Genomic DNA, 20,051 nt, shown 5'->3' with positions numbered 1-20,051 from the left:
TGGATTCAACATACACGTAGTTAATTTAGGGGAAAAAAATATTTCTATCAAATGTATGTCTTACTTTTTGATTAAATATATCATTTTTTTCTAAAAGTTTACTTATGTATACCGATATAAAACATGACAGAAGTATATCTTACTGAATGAGAGGTGAGACCAAAGATTATTATTTAATGTGATGTTTACGCTGTTAGGATCTGAATACTAAATGTTAGGAATGCAGAGATGAATTTTGAATATTAGGATATCCTTATTTGCTTATATCTATATAATAATAGAATTTCTTTTTATTGATTGGATCTGTTTTTGACTAAAGCTAATCTGTTGGATTTGTATTTGATAGTACTAAAGCATTTAAAGGAGTTAATTTGCTATGGGAGGTATATTTTGAAAAAGTTATTCGTATTGTCGATTTTTTCCATATTATTATTAACAGCGTGTAATCAAGATATTACACCAACTGGAAATAGTATATTATCTCATGTAACGACTGCTCACGTAGAAGGCGATGATGTGTATTTTAAAGTGAACGGTACTTATTTAATCGCTGAAAACCAAAAGGAAGCTTTTCAAACCCATCAAAGTAATTATTTTACTTTAATTGAAATGTCTGACGGATCATACGTTATTAAGAAAAACGATAAACAACAACAAAATGGTTACAGTTACGAAGAAGCACAAAAAAAACGTGAGGAAAACCAAGAGATAATAGCTCAAAGGGCTCAAGAAGAAAAAGAAAAAAAGGAAGAGCTAAAAGCAGAAAAAATTCAGTTTCAACGTGAAAAAGAAGAGCATAATAGAGGTATTGAACAGCAAGAAATGGAATTAAAGGCTCAAAGGCAAGAAGAACTGTTAAGGATGCAGGAAGAACAGTTAAAAATGCGAAAAGAAGAAAAAGAAAAAGCGGAATTAGCAAAAGCAGAAGAATTTCAATTTCAACGTGAAAAAGCAGAATACAATCAAGTTATTCAACAGCAAGAATTCGAATTGAAGGCTCAAAGGCAGGAAGAACAATTAAAAATGCAAGCTGAACAACTAAAAGTTCAAATTGAACAACTGAGAAAAGAAATAGGGTATGAAGAATAATATCCAGTTGGATTTAAAAGGAATTATTATAATAATAAAGAAAAGAAAAATGTGGAGGATTAATCTTCCACACCTTTCTATTTTACAATAAGTACAGGACAATTCGCTCTCTTTGCTACTTTATGACTAACACTGCCCAACACAAATTCCTGGATTCCGTTTAAACCTCGACTGCCAATTACTACAATGTCAATATTGTTATCGCTTACATAATTGACAATGCATGGACCTGGTTCGCCATGTAAGATCTTTATTTCATAGGAGACTCCGGCTTCCATTGCTTGTTTTTCAACTTCCTTCATTCGTTCTTTACGCTTATCATTGATATCAATAGAATTCCAGTTGCTTAGGACATCAGATTTAGCTCTATCCGCATCAATAACATAAACAACATCTATGGTTGAACCTTTACTACATGTAGCAATATGAATAGCGTTTTCAGCAGCGCGCTTAGAGTGCTCAGAGCCGTCTGTTGCTAATAAGATCTTCTTGTACATCTTTTCACCTCCTACTCATCCTAATGAGAGCTTAGTTTGTTCGCGAGTTTACCAACTAGTTCTGAGCTTTCCTCGTTTAAGCCGGTCACGTTTACATTCTTACCAGTTTCCTCAAACTTTGAAACAATTTTGTCAATAGCAGCAACTGCAGAATCATCCCAAATATGAGACCGAGTAAGATTTACTTCAACAGATGTAATTTCTTCTTTATAATCAAATTTTGTGAGCAATTCCGTTACCGATGCAAAGAATAGTTCACCATTGATATTATATATTCTTGTATCTCCTTTTAAGTGACTTTCTACACGTATTTTGGAAATTTTAGACACAAAGAAAATCGCACTTAATAAGATTCCAGAAAAGACACCTATAGCTAAATTATGAGTATAAATAACGGTGACAACCGTGATGATCATCACAAGCGCATCACTTCTTGGAATCAAATGAAGGGTACGAATGGAATTCCAATCAAATGTACTAATCGAAACCATGATCATGACACCTACTAAAGCAGCCATTGGAATTTGTACAACAATATCACCTAAAACAATAATTAGAAACATGAGAAATGCGCCTGCAACTAGTGATGAGAGGCGTCCACGCCCACCTGATTTAATGTTTATGACTGATTGTCCAATCATGGCGCAGCCTGCCATACCTCCAAAGAACCCTGTAATAATATTAGCGATTCCTTGACCTTTCCCCTCAGCATTCTTATTACTAGGAGTGTCTGTCATATCATCAACAATAGATGCTGTAAGAAGGGACTCTAATAGCCCGACAATAGTTAAAGCAAGTGAGTAAGGTAAGATAATCATAAAAGTTTCAATTGAAAGGGGGATGTCTGGTATCAAAAAGACAGGTAATGTACGCGTTAATTCTCCCATATCTCCTACAGCTCTAACATTGATATCCATAATAAGAGCAATAGTTGTTACGGCGATAATAGCAACAAGAGTAGAAGGGATTACCTTCGTTAAATAGGGTAATAAATAGATGATCAATAATGTAATTGCAACTAGCAAATACATTATTGATGTTTCGCCTTCAAAATGCTGTAATTGTGATGTGAAAATGAGTATGGCAAGGGCATTTACAAAACCGACCATAACGGAACGAGGTATAAACTTCATATATCTCGCTAGTTTTAAAAAACCGAATATAATTTGAAGTACCCCTGTTAATATAGTTGCAGCTAGCAGATATTCAAGTCCGTGATCTCTAACTAGATCAAGAAATAATAATGCCATTGCCCCAGTTGCAGCTGATATCATTCCAGGCCTTCCACCTACAAAGGCAATCGTTACTGCGATTGTAAAAGAAGCATAAAGTCCAACCATTGGATCAACACCGGCAATAATAGAGAAGGCTATAGCCTCAGGGATTAGCGCAAGTGCAACAACTAATCCTGATAGAACATCTCCTTTTATATTGCCGAACCAAGACTCCTTATATGTTACCTGTTCCAAGTATTACTACCTCCTTTATCCTTTTGTTAGTATGTGCAGGTACTTTCTAATAACTCTAAAGAATTTGTCTAGCCATAAGATCATGTCGAAAAAAACCTGTACTTAATGTTTGCGTTTGTTCAATTCATTTGTGAAAATAAGAGTATCTAGTTGATCGTGTGAAACAAGCCAATTATTTTTATATTTTTTCTAGGCTGTTTTCGTAAATATTATATTTTTCAGAATGCAATATTTAAAAATAGTGGAATAGAGCAGAAGTCGCTCGATTCCTGCAGGAGAAGAGGAAATTGCGCGGTCTCACAGGCGAATCCGAGGGAGGATCGGCTTCCTCCCCAGACGAGTGCCTGGATCGCAATGGAACGAACCTGTTTGTACGAGCAATGGCTTAAAAAGAAACAAGAATGCGAAAACAGCCTTTTTCTAAAATATAAAAATTTTTATAAAAAGCATAAAAAGAAATGAATAAAAAGATAAAGGAGGATTCAATGAGTGAAAATGAAGCAGTAAAAGTTATTCCACTAGGTGGAATGGGTGAGATAGGGAAAAATATGTACGTCATTGAATGCATGGATGAAATCATAATTGTTGATGCGGGTGTGAAGTTTGCAACCAATGATTTACTTGGAGTAGACCTACTTATTCCTGATTTCTCATACTTAGAGAAAAATACGGAAAAAATAAAAGGTCTCTTTATCACACATGGCCATGAGGATCATATTGGAGGTATACCGTATTTGCTCAAAAAGATAAACATTCCGATTTACGCGGGAGATTTAGCTTTGGGGTTTATTAAAAGTAAATTAGAAGAACATCAACTCCTCCATATGGCAAAACTCCATGAAATATCAGAGAACAGTAGAGTGGAATATCATCATTCTTTTGTTACTTTTTTTAGAACAACACATAGTATTCCTGACTCTTTTGGGATTGTCATCCATACACCTTTAGGGAATATAGTACATACAGGTGACTTCAAATTCGATTTGACTCCCACCGGGAAACCATCGGATGTGTCGCGTATGAGTGAAATAGGGAACTCGGGTGTATTGTGCCTATTATCCGATAGTACAAATAGTGAAGTTCCCGGATTTTCAGCTTCTGAGCAATATATTAGTGACAATATCTTTGAGGTCATCAAAAGCCAGAAAGGCCGAATCATTGTTGCTTTATTTGCATCGAATGTTTATCGACTTCAACAGGTTATTAAAGCCTCAATTGCGACAGGTCGTAAAGTAGCTGTTTTTGGTAGAAGTATGGAAAGAGCAATTTCGATTGGGAAAGAATTAGGATATATAAAGGCACCGTATGGAACATTTATTGGAGCGGATGATGTTAACAATTTCAAAAAAAGTCAGGTGACGATACTCTGTACTGGAAGTCAAGGAGAGCCTTTTGCTGCGTTATCAAGAATAGCGGAAGGTAAGCATAGATTCATAAGTGTTGAACGTGGAGATACCATTATTTTCTCATCTTCGCCAATACCAGGCAATATTCTTGATGTAAATAAAGTGATCAATAAACTATTAAAAGCCGGAGCCGAAGTTATCGATAATCAATTGTATGATATTCATACATCCGGTCATGGTGGACAAGAAGAATTAAAACTGATGATTAACTTAATGAAGCCTAAATATCTTGTTCCAATTCATGGAGAATATCGAATGCAAAAAATGCATCAATCTCTTGCTCTTAATTGTAAAGTACCGGAAGAAAATATCTTTGTTTTAGATAATGGGGAAGTTATTGAAATCAGTTCTTCAAAAGCTAGTGTTGTAGGGAGTGTACCTTCCGGTACAGATTATGTACAAGGAAACAACGTAGTTAGTATAGGGAAGAAAGTAGCAAGTGATCGAAAAAGACTTGCTGAAAATGGTATCATTACCATTTTTATTCTCAAAGATGGTGTTAACATGATAGATAAGCCTCAGGTTATATCTAGAGGATTTGTTTATATGAGAGATGCAGGACCTTTAATGGGGGAATTACAGAACTTAGCCACTTCATTATTCAATCAATTAATTGATGGAACTGATGTTGAGAGACAAATGATGAATCTCATTTCTGATTTTATATATAACCGATTAAAAAGAAGTCCAATTGTTGTGATTAAACTTATTAATATTTCTTAAGAAGATCTATTTGGATCTTCTTTTCTTTTTGTCAAAGATGATTTTTCCACAAAAAAAGGATGTCAGAAAAATCATTATGTAAGCGCTTCAAATATTAAGCCTACAGTTATATAATAATTATATAAATGCTGGATGAAAGAGGGGGATACCGTGTTTCGTCATATCTTACTTCCAACTGATGGGTCAATCCATTCAATTAAAGCTGCAGAGAAGGCAATTCAAATTGCAAAGTTAAGCACGAACAGCGAGATTGAAGTCATTTACGTAGTAGATGGTAACACATCGAAACAAGATGTTTTGCGAAGTTGGGATTCAGCAGGAATTAGATATAGTAGAGAGAAAAGACTTCATGCAACAGTTAATCTTGCAAATAAAGCAGGTGTTAAGTATGCCATTAAGATATTAAGAGGAGACCCTGCCAAGATTATTTTAACTTATGCTAAAGAAAAACAAATTGACCTAATCGTAATGGGAAGCAGAGGGCTTAATTCTTTTCAAGAAATGCTGCTGGGAAGTGTAAGCCACAGAGTGACAAAGTATTCTCAATGTCCAGTTATGGTTGTTAAATAAGAATAGAGAATGAGGAAAGAGGCTGTCACTAAGATAGCCTCTTTGATGTTTATGGATACCAAAAAATAATTATATTAATTAATACTAAAATATAAATGGTTGTATTTAATTATAATTAAATTATGTAATTTATATTAGGGGTAGTAATTTATAGATATTTAAAGTAAATAAGAGTAAAAATAATATGATTTACGCTTACATCGAATTTTAACTATTTAATTAAAGGTGTTATTATTCAGGTACAAACAACGTCTGACTTTCGTGAGAGTCGAAGGTCGAAAAATACTAAATAGAGGTGAGAAAGTGAAAACTTATAACTTAAAACAACAATGGTTCGGTAATGTTAAAGGAGATGTACTATCTGGTATTGTTGTTGCTTTAGCTCTTATACCAGAAGCCATTGCCTTTTCAATCATTGCAGGTGTTGATCCTATGGTAGGTTTGTATGCTTCCTTCTGTATTGCTGTGGTCATAGCTTTTGTAGGTGGACGACCAGGTATGATATCAGGTGCAACTGGAGCGATGGCTTTATTAATGATTACATTAGTTGCTGATTATGGTCTTCAGTATTTATTAGCAGCAACCATTTTAACAGGTATTATTCAGTTTTTATTTGGAACATTTAAATTAGCTAGCATTATGAAGTTTGTACCTAGATCGGTCATGGTAGGCTTTGTAAATGCATTAGCGATTATGATCTTTACCTCACAGTTACAACATTTTGAAGGAGAATCTTGGGTGATGTACGGTCTCGTCGCCTTAACATTGGCCATCATTTATTTGTTTCCTAAGGTCACAAAAGCAGTTCCTTCTACATTAGTAGCCATTATTGTTGTAACAGCCATTGTGATTTTTGGAGATATTGGTGTGAGGGCTGTTGGAGATTTAGGGGTATTAACTCAGAGTTTACCAGTGTTTTTAATTCCCTCGATCCCTCTTACATTTGAAACATTAGCAATCATATTTCCATACTCATTAGCCCTAGCAATAGTTGGAATGCTTGAATCATTACTGACTGCAAATATCGTGGATGATATGACTGATACTGAGAGTAATAAAAATAAGGAAATACGTGGACAAGGATATGCCAATGTCATAACAGGATTCTTCGGTGGAATGGCTGGCTGTGCTATGCTTGGTCAATCCGTTATTAATGTAAAATCAGGAGGAAATGGTCGTTTATCTTCTTTAGTAGCAGGCATTGTCCTTATGTTTTTGATTATCGTTTTAGGGGGTATAGTAGTACAAATCCCTATGGCAGCACTAGCTGGAGTTATGATCATGGTTTCCATTGGTACGTTTGATTGGAGTTCTATTAAATCTCTTCATAAGATTCCGAAAACTGACGCGGTCGTTATGGTCATCACCGTTTTAACTGTCTTGTACACACATGATCTATCAAAGGGTGTATTAGCAGGAGTTTTATTAAGTATGATTTTCTTTGCAGCAAAAATTTCAAAGGTGCATATTGAAGAAACAGTACTAAATGATAGAAAAAAAGTTTACAAGGTTCAAGGTCAGATATTCTTTGCTTCAGTAGCGGACTTAATAAACAAATTCAATTATAGTGATGATGTAAAAGAAGTTGTCATTGATTTATCTCTAGCGCATCTTTGGGATGATTCAGCAATTGGTGCATTAGATAAAATTGAAATGAAATTTGAACAAAATAATATACATGTTTCTTATGTAGGATTAAACACAGAAAGTCAAAGGTTAAAGAAAAAAATTGGGGGCTTATCAAAGGCTTCTGGACATTAAATATGACAGTAAATGGAGAGATAAACATGCAAATCTTATTACCAGCAGATGGATCAGAACATTCAGTACGTGCAGCAGAAAAGGCCATTGAAGTTGCGAAGATGTTTAAAGGTAGAATCGATGTGCTATATGTTGTTGATGGAGCAACGTCAAAAAGCGATGTCTTGCAAAATGTAAGTAAATTTGAAATCGAAAGAAAAAGAAAAGCTAGATTACAGCCGATTGAAGACAGAATTATACATGCAGGGCTAGACTATTCAATAATCATAGAACACGGTGAACCGGGACCAACCATTGTAGAATTTGCTAATAGAGGTAATTATGAATGTGTTGTTGTGGGAAGTCGGGGATTAAATAAGTTACAAACAATGGTTTTGGGAAGCGTATCCCACAAAGTAGTCAAGCGTGTAGAATGTCCTGTAATGGTCATTAAATAAGAAAACATAAAAGGGAAGCATCTATTTAAAGTTGCTTCCCTTTTATGTTTTATCTTTAGAATATAGGATTAGCTATTAAAGTCGCTCTCCTCTTTTTAGCTTTTCTATATGTTCGTTTAGGTCTTCTTTCTTTACTCGCCAGTGTCTACCTATTTTAAAACCAGGTAATTTCCCTTCTTGGACAAGCTTATATGTAGTCATCTCACTTATTTGCAAATACTTTGCTACTTGAGCTATTGTCATGATCTCAGGTTCCATATAGAAACCTCCTAACTTTGGAATTACAAGTTTATTATATCATAGCAAGTACATGAATTTTTAGAAAAAAGGATCTCTTGGTAAATTTATTATATAGTATTCCCGTAAAGACCAATTAATAGGTGTATTAAAGAAAATTTAAATGTGATTTGGTGAATTTGAAAAATTAGATATGTCTATAAAAGAAATTATTGTAATTTTATGTTAAATTAACTACTAGAGTTAATTTTAAAAATAATGAATTTTAATTCTTCAATGACGATTAAATAGAACTTCTACATATTTTAAAGGGAGTGGAAATGCTTGTATAAGATTGTTTATTTTGATGAAGGTTCTGCAACAGATTTTCTGCAAATCCATTATGGAGGAAATATAGAGGTAGTTGATGAAGATAATGGAAAGTTTACTTATAAAGTTGGTGGTTCAGTCGATGGAAAGGTTGGAGCTGGAAATAGTTTCTTTTCATTGATTAAAGCAAGTATTTCTCTAAATGGTAATGCAAATATAGAAAAGTCAAAGGATTCAATCCTAAAATCTACTATAACCAATACTCTTTTATCAGACTTTGTAAAATTTGCAAATAGTGAAGAAAATAATAAACAAATTAGCGTTTTTAATGGTTTTAATGTAGATTCAATAAGAAATTCATTTACATTTATAAAAATGTATTCTCCATATATTAAGCTACTTAAAGAAGATACCGAATATACAAAAGATTTAGCTGACTTTAACTTTATAGAAATTGACGACATTCTTAAAGGAGCAAAAGGATACTATGAGTTACTAGCTGTTAAAGGTGAAGAAAAATCAATTCTTCGTTTTAATATTAATTCTTTTAGAAATAGTTATACTCTAACAGATTTAACAAAAATGGATTTAACATACTATGGCATAAAAGTGGGGGAATGTAATTTAGAAGATTTATTAGTAGAAAATGAATTTCCTAAGGATGAAGAAATTAAAAAATTGACAGCAGAAGAAATATTTAATGAACAAAAAAATGATGACACAAGAATTAGTTTAAATATTTACGATGTGTTGTTAGCAGGGATTTCAGGAGAAAATGTATGAAATTTATAGTGTTTAATGGACCACTGGATGAATTTGAAAAAATAGTACCCAGTGAATATACCAATTCATTAACAAGTGTTGTTAGCGCAATGGATATGGTTTTTAAGGGAAACGAAATTAATCTTAGTATATTTGATTCACTTATTGTATATTCAGATGAGTATTCAGGTGTAAAAGAACATTTTATAGATGGGTTTATAAACTATATTTGTCTTTATGCTGAAAGGTTAGAGTTTGAAGAAGTGTATTTACATAATCCCCCAAAGAAAATTGTAGAACAACTACAGAACCATATATCTACTATTGAGTTAGAGGTTATCAATTATGTTTACAAAAGATTAACTGTTAAGAGATTAAGTAATATGAAGGAAAAGTTTGATTCAATTATTTATGGACAGGAACATGTAAAAAAAGAGATATTACAAACATTATATCCATTGACGAATAAGAGGAAGAATAAACCTAAGGTTCTTATGTTATATGGCCCTCCTGGTGTCGGGAAGACTGAGACAGCTAAGTTAATTAACGAGGTTTTAAACGGAAAAAAACTATTTAGGAAACAGTTATCTATGTTCCACAATGATAACATATACTCATATATCTTTGGAGATAAGGTTTTCTCTCTAGCGAAGGACCTTATTGAAAGGGAAACTAACGTTTTGTTATTGGATGAGTTTGATAAATGAATCGGCTACACTGAACTAGACAGAAAAATTAAGGTCAAGTAGACTACAGATAATATACTCGAGGAGAATCTACGATGACTAAAAGAGAACGTCGAACATTTACTGCAGAATTTAAACAACAGATCGTACAGCTTTATAACAGTGGAAAACCAAGAAAAGAAATTATCCGTGAATATGATCTTACCCCTTCTTCTTTAGACAAATGGATAAGTCAAAGTCAAACCTCCGGTTCTTTTAAAGAAAAAGACAATTTAACTGCCGAACAAAAGGAACTAGCTGAACTTAGGAAACGGAATAAGCAACTAGAAATGGAAAACGACATTTTAAAGCAAGCCGCGCTGATACTAGGACGAAAGTAAATGTGATAAAGAATAATCAACACAAATACTCGATATCAGCAATGTGTAAAGTCCTTCAAATCCCTAGGAGCACCTATTATTATGAAGCAAAAGAGCGTCAGGCAGAGGATGACATCACATCCGATATTATAGAGATTTTCCATTCAAGCTATCAAAACTATGGAACTCGTAAAATAAAAAAGGAATTGATGAAGCTCGGCAAGATCGTTTCTAGACGTCGGATTGGGCGAATTATGAACGAGCAGGGTCTAGTATCTACTTATACTCTTGCGCAATTCAAACCACATTCCCGTGACACGAATGAATCGGAACAAAAAAATGAACTTGATCGTAAATTTATACAAGAAGAAGCATTATCAGTTGTAGTAAGTGATTTAACATATGTCAGAGTCAATAAAAAATGGCAGTACATATGTGTATTTGTTGATCTCTTTAACCGTGAAATTATCGGCTATAGTGTCGGTCGTAATAAAAATGCCCTGTTGGTATACCGTGCTTTAGCTTCAATAAAAACAGATTTACGTAATATTAAGCTTTTTCATACAGATCGAGGAAGTGAGTTCAAAAACAAACTGATTGATGATGCGTTAGCAACATTTAAAATCGAACGATCTTTAAGTATGAAAGGATGTCCTTATGATAATGCAGTAGCAGAAGCTACGTTTAAAATCATAAAGACTGAGTTCATCAAAGGGCGTCACTTTGATAGTCTTGAAGATTTAGAGAAGGAATTGCATACGTATATCCATTGGTTTAATAGCAAAAGAATTCATGGAACACTAGGCTATCTAAGCCCAGTAGAATTCAAACTTGAACACCTTAAAAAAGTTGTCTAGTTTACTGTTGACTATCCAAAAGCACATCCTTTATTCTACAGCGCTTTTTATGAAATGTTTGACGAGGGACAATTTGAAGATAAATATTACAAAGTAAAGTTAGATAATACAATCATATTGTGTACATCTAATTATAATTCTCCAAAAGAAATAAAAGAAAAACTTGGTTCAGCAATATATTCTCGGTTTGACAATATTATTGAATTCAAAGAGTTATCTGAAATAGCGAAGTTGAAAATACTTGATAAAGTATATGAAGAAGAATTAATTCATTTCAAAAAGGCTGATCGTGAGTATCTGAAAAACTTATCTATTTTAGATAAGATGAAAAAAGTAATAAATCAATATGATAATGCAAGGGAAATACGAAAATCATTAATAAAAGTGTTATCGTATCCCTTTGTTGAAAAATTATAATGACAAATCATATAAGATAGAAATTAGAAAAAATTTTGAGTAATTCTTTACTACATTTAAAATTGTGAAATAAAAGGATTTTCATAATAAACAAATAAAGAACAACTTTTATTATAAATATTAACTCTTACAATTATATAGACCTTTCAAGCTAATCACTTCTTAATTTAGTTAAAAGATTTTTTGTATCTACTAATAGTATTATATAATATAAATTTTTCCGATTAATTATGGAAATTATTCTATTTGATTTAAATTAACTAATCTTATTCCGGTTAATTATGACAAAATCACTTTTAGTAAATATTGAATAAATAGGACTGCATTCCGACAAATTATGAAAAATTACATTTCATCATAGTTACTAATGTTATTACATGTCCCTTAATCGTGCTGATTTTGTAATTCTTACAGAAATATATACAATAATTACTATCATTTCCCTATATATTTCGTTATACTATTCATATATTATTTTCTTTATTTAAACTCACCCTATGCAGGGAGAGCACTTTTTTGGTTAGTAGATGCACTTTTCTCAAAGTGATTGATTTATAAATCTGCATTTCTATGCAGTTATCAATCTTTTTGAGAGGAGTGTATTTTTTTATGCTCTCAAAACTATAAAACTTTTTAAGGAGTGTTGTCGTTATGGCAAAAGAAATGTCTATTTTTGATTTAGGTGTAAATGAATCTGAGGTTGAGGTAAAAGAAGAAAAGAAAACTTCTCCTTCTACTGCTAAAACAGCTAGTAAACATAAAGCAGCAGCTAAACCGAAAGAAGAAGTAAAGGTAAATGCTGAATGGACTGTTCACTTTGCTACAGAATCTTTCCAAGTAACTGATTTTGTGGATGAAGAAGATATTCCAGAGGACGGTATTACCTTAGAGGTTCTACGTGCTGAAATGGAGAAGGTTTATTTCCAATTCACAGCTTCAAGAACGAAGTGGGACGTGGATAAGGATAATAAACGCTTATTCCCTGATGCTGCGGGAGCTTCTAAGGGGGCATTCTAATGTCAGTAATATCCTATTTTTGGAAAGTAAAAGATTATCTACAGTCCAAAAGAAAAGGTATCTCTTATATTGCATCCTCTGATGGTAGCATTTATCAAGTGAGAGAGTCTAAGATTGGGAAAATGGTTGCAAAAGCCAACCATATCCCTTCTTTAGATAATGTAAGAGAGGTTTTTCATTTTGATTTACCTAAAATACCTGATGAACTTTTCCAACAAATCTACTCATTCTTTAAAACTTTTTGTGATCGATCTGATGTAGAGGTTATGCTTCAAATTTTCTTTGATACAGAGACAGGTGATTATCTTTTAGAGTGTCCTGTGCAAAAAGTAAATAAAGCTAGAGTAGAAGCAGAATTAGATCCTAAGTTATTAGGTAAAAACAGCTTACGTTATATACAGGTTGCTCAAGTCCATTCTCATAATTCAATGAATGCTTATTTTTCTGCGACTGATGACGCTGATGAAAAAGCATTTATGATTTATGGCGTTTTTGGAAAACTTGATACAACTGAACCACAATGTATGTTTCGTGTGAAGTCGAATGATTCTTATTTAATTATCAATGCTCTTGATATTTTCGAGAGTATAAAAATTAAAGAACGTACGTATCCCGTTGAGTGGGAAGAGAACGTTCTTCATTTCTAGGAAGAAGAGAATATTTCTCTTCTTCTTTTTTTAAGGAGAGTGTTATAAATGGGATTAAAAGTGTTGGATAAAGATTATATGACACCGTACTATCATATTGTACAGATTGGTGCTGGAGCAAATGGAAGTCATTTTTTCCGCTCTTTATGTCAGGATGTTGCTACATATGGTGCTGGTAAGAAGAATTTCTTAGGATCATCAAGATTTGAGATAGACATCTACCTTGTTGATGAGGACAAAGTTGAAAAGAAAAACTTAGATAATCAACTGTTCGACGAAGAAGATATTGATGAATACAAAGTTGATGCTCTCAGAGAGAGATACGCGGAACATTACAATATTCGTGTTCAATCGGTCCCTAAATATGTAACTGACATTGAAACGATGCAATCTTTGTTTAAGTTTCCTAAGAAAGATTCTCGTATTGTTCCAATTTTGATTGGAATGGTGGATAACAATGCTACTCGACAATTGATGGACGAGTTTTTCCATAGTGATTACTTGGAAGATCTTATTTACATTGATGCTGGTGTTGAGGGAGTATTTGTTGTTCCAGGTAAAAATGAGAGACAATTCACAGATGAAGAAAAAGCGCAAGCTGCCCGTTCCGGTTTTTCAGGGCAAGCAGTAGTTGGCTTTAAGAAGAAAGGCCAAGTTTGGCTAGAACCCTACGGTAGATTGTATGATGATGTGTTGACGGATGAAAATACTGCGTTCCCCAATCAATCTTGCGGAGAAGTCATAATTAATAATCCTCAACGGTGTGCCACAAATAAGTTTGCTGCTCAAATAGCAAACAATTTGATGAACACACTATTTCATACTAAAACAATCGAAACCCACCACGTGACGTTTAATGCTCAATTTTGTGGTGCGAGACCTGAATTTGTATCTAAAACAGTGAAGAAAGAATACAACGAATTTCGAGTAACTTTTTAAGGAGAGATAAATTATGGCGCATTTAGCCCTTTATAGAAAATACAGACCAAATGGATTTGAACATTTACTAGGCCAAGATCACATTAAAAAGACTCTTTTAAATGCGATTAATCAAGATTCTATTTCTCATGCTTACTTATTCTCAGGACCTCGAGGAACTGGGAAAACAAGCTCCGCTAAGTTATTTGCTAAGGCAATCAATTGTAACGAAGCGGTTAATGGAGAACCTTGTGGTAAATGTGATAATTGCTCTGAAAGTAATCCTGATATTATCGAAATTGATGCTGCTTCTAATAATGGAGTAGATGAGATTCGTGAAATCAGGGATAAAATCGGATATACACCAGTTTACGGAAAATTTAAAGTGTATATCATTGATGAAGTCCACATGTTAACGATTGGAGCTTTTAATGCTTTGCTAAAAACATTAGAGGAACCACCTAAACATGCTATCTTCATTTTAGCTACTACCGAGCCTCATAAGATCCCGCTTACGATTCTTTCTCGTTTGCAACGTTTTGATTTTAAACGCATTACCGATTCGGCTATTGTTGAAAGAATGAATTATATTCTGAAACAAGAAAATGCTGATGTTGAGCCAACTGCGCTTGAAGTCATTGCTAGAGTTGCACAAGGGGGTATGCGTGACGCTCTTAGCTTGTTAGATCAAGCACTTGCTCACTCTGATGGGAAAGTAACTATGAGTGATGTAGTAGAGTTAACGGGTACTGTTGATTTAACGAAAATTGGTGATGTGATTGCTGCAATTGATAAAAAGGATACGTCCCTTGTACTAGATTTGTTAGATCAAATTATAGACAGTGGGAAAGAACCAAGGTTCTTTTTAGATGACTTGCTTGCCTACTACCGCGATATTTTAGTATTTCGTCGTGTAGGAGATAAAGCAAATCTAACAAAAGCAATAACTGATGGATCTTTTAAATCAATAGCAACCAATGTTAATGTTGACCGCATTTATTCGATCATTGATATTTTGTCTAAATGCCAGAATCAAATAAAGTATAGTGGTCAAGATAAAGTAATCCTTGAAGTCGCTTTAATTAAAGCTACTGCAGATAATGAGCAAGATGAAATAGCTCTATTAAAAAATGAGATTGCTAAACTTAAGAGAATGATGGCTAGCGGGCAGATTCCAATTGTTGAACAGTCTGAAGTAGCTATTACTAAAGAACAAGCTCCACCAAACACAACGGAAGAAGCCGCAATACCTAAAAATGTAGATGAAACTTCCTTACCTGAAGTAAACGTTGATATAAGTGATCTTTCCTCTATGTTGAGAGAAAATCCTAATATTGATGATAACAAAGAAGAAGAACCTGTTGTTGTTGATAATGATTTAGACGCATTCTGCCATGAAATGAATGGTGAGAAAGTTATTCATGCTAATGATGTGAAAGAATCAGCACCAGTCCAAGAGGAAGAGTCTAAAAATGAGGTTGTTGACGAAGAAAAGGTTAATGATCAACCAAAAACAGAAGATCTAGTTTCAGAGGAGTCTGGAGGATTATTTGATTTACTCTCAGCATTTGAAAATGAGCTTAAGAGTGGAGCAAGTGAAGAATCTAGCAAAGACTCACCTAAAGAAGAGAAACCTGTAGTGGAAACAAATAACGATAATAATGAATCTTTTACATTCCTTGATCAAGTTCAAAAGGATATGGAAGTGGGAGCTGATTACATTAACGTCGTTGATGAAAACATTCCAGCTTCAGATGGCTTAGTTCCACCACCTCTAGAGGGCGAAGAAGACAATATTCCTCCTGTTTCAGATAATCCAGAAAACCAAGAGCAAAAGGAAATTACACTTTCCGATAAAGGAAATCGTGTATTGGAAATCCTTGCTGTTGCGAAAAAGGATTATCGAAAAGAGTATTATGACAAGCAGCAACTTGTGCATGATACAATTAAACAGGAGCGTATGTCCGTCTTAGCATTATATAGAGAGGGTCAAGTTCTAGCAGTCAGTGATTCACATATTGTTGTTGTGATGGGTGCTAAACCTCAAGTGAAGCTATTAGAAAAGGTTTCTAATCGAAGCATAGTTCAAGGTGTACTTGAGGAAATCTTTGGCCGATCTCTTGAACTAGCAGTTATAGATACTAAAGAATGGGAACAAGTACGGGAAGTATTTGTTGCCTTGAATAAATAAATTTTAATTAGAGTGAGAGTCTCTGTTAGAAATAACGGAGTCAGTGAGTAGTTTGGAGTAGATAAATATCTATTCTGAACTGCTTTTTTATTTTCATAAAAGGAGAGTTTTTTAATGAACAGCACTATTTTAGCTTTGAAAAATTTTGAACGAGCTTATTTAGAACTAGTGAGAATTTTTGATAAAGAAATCAATGATCAGAAAAGCATTAACGATTATCCATTTGAGAAGAGTTTTGATGAATATGATATCTGCAAGTGGATTAATAATTCCATTCAAGAAATTGAGCATGGCCGAGGATATAAAGAACCAACTATTTTGGTGAGTAATAGTGAAAGTGAAGATGAATTAATCAATTGGATTAAGACCCCTAACGAATTTGTTGGAAAAGGTGAAGACGGAACTCCATATGTTGTGATTTGCAACGGTTGTGGCTATGTTCAGAATTTGAAAAATAATGAAGAATGTTGTGAAGGGTACAGTTTTCGCTTTGAACCCTTAAGTATTTCTGAGTGTGAAAGAAAGGAGGATAAACATGCAACTCAATTTATTTAGAGAGATTATAGTTGATAATTTTGCTGGTGGCGGCGGTGCTTCTACAGGAATTGAAATGGCTACAGGCTTATCAGTAGATATTGCTATTAACCACGATCCAGCTGCTATTCAAATGCACAAATTGAATCATCCAGATACAGAGCACTATTGTGAAAGTGTATGGGATGTAGATCCAAAAGAAGCCTGCAGAGGTAGAAAAGTTGGTCTTGCTTGGTTTAGTCCGGACTGTACTCATCATAGTAAGGCGAAAGGTGGGAAACCTGTAAAACAGGAGATACGAGGACTGGCTTGGATTGCAGTTAAGTGGGCGTTAGCAGTAAAACCACGAGTGATTATGCTTGAAAATGTAGAGGAATTCAAGGATTGGGGACCAATTGAAAATGGACAGCCTGTTAAAGAATTAAAAGGTGCTACTTTCAATAGTTTCATAAAATCATTGAGATCATTAGGATATGAAGTTGAGTTTAAAGAGTTGCAAGCATGTGATTATGGAGCACCTACAATAAGGAAACGCTTTTTCATGATTGCAAGATGTGATGGTAAAAAGATTGTGTGGCCAGAACCAACTCATGGAGATCCAAGAAGTCTAGCTGTCCAATTAGGAAAGTTAAAGCCTTGGAGAACATCATCGGAAATTATTGATTGGAGTATTGGTGCACCATCAATATTCGATCGTAAGAAACCATTAGTAAAAAATACCCTAAATCGAATACAAAAGGGGTTAGAGAGGTTTGTCATTAATAATGATAAGCCTTTTATGGTACCAGAGAAACATAAAGCAGCTTTTCTAATCAGCTACTATACAGAGCAATCAGAAAAAGAAGTGAGAGGGTTATCTTTAGATACTCCATTACACACAATTACTGCAGGTGGTAATCGTTTTGGGTTAGTAACTGCATTTCTAACGAAGTATTACGGACAAAGTACGGCTCAAGGATTGACGGAACCTTTACACACCATTACCACAAAAGACCGCTTTGCACTTACAGCGGTTAGAACAAATGGTCACCAGGTAACGGATATCGGACTTAGAATGCTTCAACCACATGAACTTTTTGCAGGACAAGGATTTCCTAGTAAATATATTCGAACTGGTACAAAGTCGGACCAGATTCGAAGAGTCGGCAATAGTGTTCCTCCACCATTTGCAGATGCATTAGTCAGGGCAAACTTACCTGAGATGTGTGAGGATCGTTCGCGTTATGCAGTTAGTGTTTAATACTTTAATACACACTAATTAAAAGTACTTTAAGTATTAAGAGAAATGCATCCTTTCTTTCATTAATTTTGAAAGAAAGGATTTCTTATTGGTATAGTTGTTGAACTAAGGTACACTCTAAATTAACTAGTGAAAGAAATGTTTAAATAGTTTTTTAATTTAAATAATAATTAAGGTGGTAAATATGTTTAAGAGAAATAGGACCAAATTATTTGAAAAAGTTGTAAATTTAATTGGTGAAATGACAGGTTTGGATTTTAATAGAAATAAAAGTCTGTTAATAAATACTTTACTTGATATAGACGATATTAATAGTGTAGAAAAGAACATTAAAGAATTGGAAAAAAGAATAGGGGCAACAGCTTCTGAGGAATATCTAGAATTACATGATTTAGAATCTCTTTATAACAAATACTGTTTGGAAAATCGTGACAAGTATAATGAAAGATTACATGGGTTAACAGATGAAAAGTTAAAACATGTATCATTAGAGGTAATGTATGAAACTGTATCGCTTATCAGAACTCTTAGCTTTGAGTTCAATAATTATTACAAGAGGGGTTCTTCTTCTATTGATTATGGGAATCTCTTAGTGAATATAATTTCTAAATTAAGTGATGATGTTCATAATATTCCTCTATGTCACTCGAGAGATTCTTTTGGAAATAGAAATGAAACTTTAATGAATGAAATAACTTCTTTTTTACATACTGTTTCCTTTTTTGAAATAGAACTGAAAAGAGCAGGGTTATTTCCATTTGTTAATAGATTAAATAAGAGTATCATTTCAATAGAAGGACTTTTAAATGAGGAACAGTAATGGAAAAAACACCATTTATTACTAAGACTTATTTTAATGAATGAATTTCAAAAAATTTCATTTTAGGATATTTTATAAGGCAAAAGAGAGGGTAGATGAACAGGATTAAATACCTGTATTCATCTATCCTTTCTTGTACAATAAATGACCTCATTTACTACAACAACAATGTTGGTTTTTGTTCAACTGCGTTAGTTTGAAGAACTATTCTTACCACCTTAAAGTTGTTTTCCAGTAATTATTTTATATAAAATTTCTGAGTCCTTTATTGGTAGTTTTAGGTTCAAAAACTTCTACCGCATCATCTGATGGCATTGCCAACCGTTTCAGTTTAGCCAATATTGGCAGCCTCCTCCGTATCAAAGATTTGAGCTAAAATCCGCTTATTATAACGTTTTCCCTCTACCCATTTTAGAAACTTCTTATCATCCAAGAGATTGAGCAGGAACTCGTCAACAACTTCCTCCTCCGTAAACTCCGTATATTCCGCATAATATTTCACAATCGAACGGGAGCGTTCAGAGATTTTCCAATCAACCTTTTCCGCTCGCTTGTTTTTAGGCTCAATAAACTTCATTCCCATAGGGTTTTAACCTCCGTAATAAATTCACAGTTCAATTCACATACCCTACAATAAATTATTTCCATATGTGTGATTTTATATGCGAATTGGGGTGAGAAATTTTTAAAAAACTCCTATAAACATTGATATTATAACAAAAAAACACATTAGAATTCATTTGTGAATTCTAATGTGTTTTTCTTGTGTTTTATTTGTTTGCACCTCTAAAGTAAACCCGTTAGTTGAATATAATTATTGCTTTTTTTGGGTTTGAATGTATTTTTGCGTAAAAAATCCAACATTAAATACCGAAAAAATCATAATGAAGAAATATAATACCCGAATGGACAGAAACCTCTCGTCACCAGTAAACTCAATATTAGAAAGGGTGTGGTAAATAAAACCAATAGCAACTAATATAAACAAAATTAATTGCCCTTTTATAGATTTAATCATAAAATCCCCCTAAAAATAGTTGATTAAATTCTGTATAATTATACCATTTTTTTCATTTTTTTGTTTTGCTAAATGATTCTATAGTTC

The 20,051-nt window shown here is 33.6% G+C and carries 21 protein-coding genes; 16 read left to right on the top strand and 5 right to left on the bottom strand.

Going from position 1 to position 20,051, the window contains the following annotated elements:
- The first annotated feature begins 390 nt into the window (after positions 1-390).
- Positions 391-1,089, top strand: coding sequence for a hypothetical protein (locus AC0L8O_RS26770; protein ID WP_473449757.1), 699 nt, complete (start codon positions 391-393; stop codon positions 1,087-1,089).
- 77 nt (positions 1,090-1,166) lie between these two features.
- On the opposite strand, the gene AC0L8O_RS26765 is transcribed toward AC0L8O_RS26770, so the two are convergent.
- Both AC0L8O_RS26765 and AC0L8O_RS26760 read right to left on the bottom strand, forming a co-directional pair.
- Positions 1,167-1,586, bottom strand: coding sequence for a universal stress protein (locus AC0L8O_RS26765; protein ID WP_101568132.1), 420 nt, complete (start codon positions 1,584-1,586; stop codon positions 1,167-1,169).
- 20 nt (positions 1,587-1,606) lie between these two features.
- On the bottom strand, positions 1,607-3,055 hold the full coding sequence (locus tag AC0L8O_RS26760; protein WP_101568131.1) for a SulP family inorganic anion transporter: 1,449 nt from the start codon (positions 3,053-3,055) through the stop codon (positions 1,607-1,609).
- Positions 3,056-3,540: 485 nt separating this feature from the next.
- On the opposite strand from AC0L8O_RS26760, the gene AC0L8O_RS26755 reads away from it, so the two are divergent.
- The 4 genes from AC0L8O_RS26755 to AC0L8O_RS26740 all read left to right on the top strand — a co-directional run bounded on the left by AC0L8O_RS26755 (position 3,541) and on the right by AC0L8O_RS26740 (position 7,952).
- The gene (locus tag AC0L8O_RS26755) at positions 3,541-5,184 is read left to right on the top strand and encodes a ribonuclease J (protein WP_473449755.1); all 1,644 of its coding nucleotides are present in this window, start codon (positions 3,541-3,543) and stop codon (positions 5,182-5,184) included.
- 150 nt (positions 5,185-5,334) lie between these two features.
- Complete coding sequence (locus tag AC0L8O_RS26750) at positions 5,335-5,754, top strand: universal stress protein (RefSeq protein WP_101568129.1); 420 nt, start codon at positions 5,335-5,337, stop codon at positions 5,752-5,754.
- A 303-nt stretch (positions 5,755-6,057) separates the two neighbouring features.
- Complete coding sequence (locus AC0L8O_RS26745; protein WP_101568128.1) at positions 6,058-7,515, top strand: SulP family inorganic anion transporter; 1,458 nt, start codon at positions 6,058-6,060, stop codon at positions 7,513-7,515.
- 20 nt (positions 7,516-7,535) lie between these two features.
- Entirely contained in the window at positions 7,536-7,952 is a 417-nt protein-coding gene (locus AC0L8O_RS26740; protein ID WP_101568153.1) for a universal stress protein, read from the top strand.
- Positions 7,953-8,027: 75 nt separating this feature from the next.
- Here AC0L8O_RS26740 and AC0L8O_RS26735 read toward each other — a convergent pair whose 3' ends face one another.
- Complete coding sequence (locus AC0L8O_RS26735; protein ID WP_101568127.1) at positions 8,028-8,210, bottom strand: helix-turn-helix domain-containing protein; 183 nt, start codon at positions 8,208-8,210, stop codon at positions 8,028-8,030.
- A 303-nt stretch (positions 8,211-8,513) separates the two neighbouring features.
- On the opposite strand from AC0L8O_RS26735, the gene AC0L8O_RS26730 reads away from it, so the two are divergent.
- The 11 genes from AC0L8O_RS26730 (at position 8,514) to AC0L8O_RS26680 (ending at position 18,946) form a co-directional block, all read left to right on the top strand.
- Positions 8,514-9,281 carry a DUF6414 family protein gene (locus AC0L8O_RS26730; protein WP_473449751.1) on the top strand — a complete coding sequence of 256 codons (768 nt, stop codon included), beginning with the start codon at positions 8,514-8,516 and terminating at the stop codon, positions 9,279-9,281.
- Positions 9,278-9,967: an AAA family ATPase gene (locus AC0L8O_RS26725; protein WP_473449749.1), complete on the top strand. Its 690-nt coding sequence runs from the start codon at positions 9,278-9,280 to the stop codon at positions 9,965-9,967. Before AC0L8O_RS26730 ends, AC0L8O_RS26725 begins: the two co-directional genes overlap by 4 nt.
- Positions 9,968-10,041: 74 nt before the next feature.
- A protein-coding gene (locus AC0L8O_RS26720; protein ID WP_473445900.1) for an IS3 family transposase occupies positions 10,042-11,162 on the top strand; the annotation gives its coding sequence in 2 pieces (ribosomal slippage) (positions 10,042-10,291 and positions 10,291-11,162; 1,122 coding nt in all).
- A gap of 54 nt (positions 11,163-11,216) precedes the next feature.
- Positions 11,217-11,579, top strand: coding sequence for a hypothetical protein (locus AC0L8O_RS26715; protein WP_473449746.1), 363 nt, complete (start codon positions 11,217-11,219; stop codon positions 11,577-11,579).
- A 651-nt stretch (positions 11,580-12,230) separates the two neighbouring features.
- A complete protein-coding gene (locus AC0L8O_RS26710) occupies positions 12,231-12,596 on the top strand; it encodes a hypothetical protein (RefSeq protein ID WP_473449744.1) in 366 nt (121 codons plus the stop codon).
- The gene (locus AC0L8O_RS26705; RefSeq protein ID WP_473449741.1) at positions 12,596-13,243 is read left to right on the top strand and encodes a hypothetical protein; all 648 of its coding nucleotides are present in this window, start codon (positions 12,596-12,598) and stop codon (positions 13,241-13,243) included. Before AC0L8O_RS26710 ends, AC0L8O_RS26705 begins: the two co-directional genes overlap by 1 nt.
- 48 nt (positions 13,244-13,291) lie before the next feature.
- Entirely contained in the window at positions 13,292-14,182 is an 891-nt protein-coding gene (locus tag AC0L8O_RS26700; protein ID WP_473449739.1) for a ThiF family adenylyltransferase, read from the top strand.
- Positions 14,183-14,195: 13 nt separating this feature from the next.
- Positions 14,196-16,352, top strand: coding sequence for a DNA polymerase III subunit gamma/tau (gene dnaX / locus AC0L8O_RS26695; RefSeq protein WP_473449736.1), 2,157 nt, complete (start codon positions 14,196-14,198; stop codon positions 16,350-16,352).
- Positions 16,353-16,466: 114 nt separating this feature from the next.
- Positions 16,467-16,907, top strand: a complete 441-nt coding sequence (locus AC0L8O_RS26690; protein WP_473449733.1) for a hypothetical protein — start codon at positions 16,467-16,469, stop codon at positions 16,905-16,907.
- Complete coding sequence (locus AC0L8O_RS26685; protein WP_473449731.1) at positions 16,888-18,126, top strand: DNA cytosine methyltransferase; 1,239 nt, start codon at positions 16,888-16,890, stop codon at positions 18,124-18,126. Before AC0L8O_RS26690 ends, AC0L8O_RS26685 begins: the two co-directional genes overlap by 20 nt.
- A gap of 184 nt (positions 18,127-18,310) precedes the next feature.
- The gene (locus AC0L8O_RS26680) at positions 18,311-18,946 is read left to right on the top strand and encodes a hypothetical protein (RefSeq protein WP_473449729.1); all 636 of its coding nucleotides are present in this window, start codon (positions 18,311-18,313) and stop codon (positions 18,944-18,946) included.
- Between the two features lie 331 nt (positions 18,947-19,277).
- Here the strand turns inward: AC0L8O_RS26680 and AC0L8O_RS26675 are convergent, their stop codons facing one another.
- Both AC0L8O_RS26675 and AC0L8O_RS26670 read right to left on the bottom strand, forming a co-directional pair.
- Positions 19,278-19,529 carry a hypothetical protein gene (locus tag AC0L8O_RS26675; RefSeq protein ID WP_473449727.1) on the bottom strand — a complete coding sequence of 84 codons (252 nt, stop codon included), beginning with the start codon at positions 19,527-19,529 and terminating at the stop codon, positions 19,278-19,280.
- A gap of 231 nt (positions 19,530-19,760) precedes the next feature.
- Positions 19,761-19,964 (bottom strand): hypothetical protein, encoded by a 204-nt coding sequence (locus tag AC0L8O_RS26670; protein ID WP_473449724.1) that lies wholly within the window; start codon positions 19,962-19,964, stop codon positions 19,761-19,763.
- Between the last annotated feature and the right edge of the window lie 87 nt (positions 19,965-20,051).

This window comes from Metabacillus sp. KJ11-3 (assembly GCF_055808295.1).
Note: the sequence above shows the minus strand (reverse complement) of the source record. Positions and strands in the feature narration are given on the sequence as shown.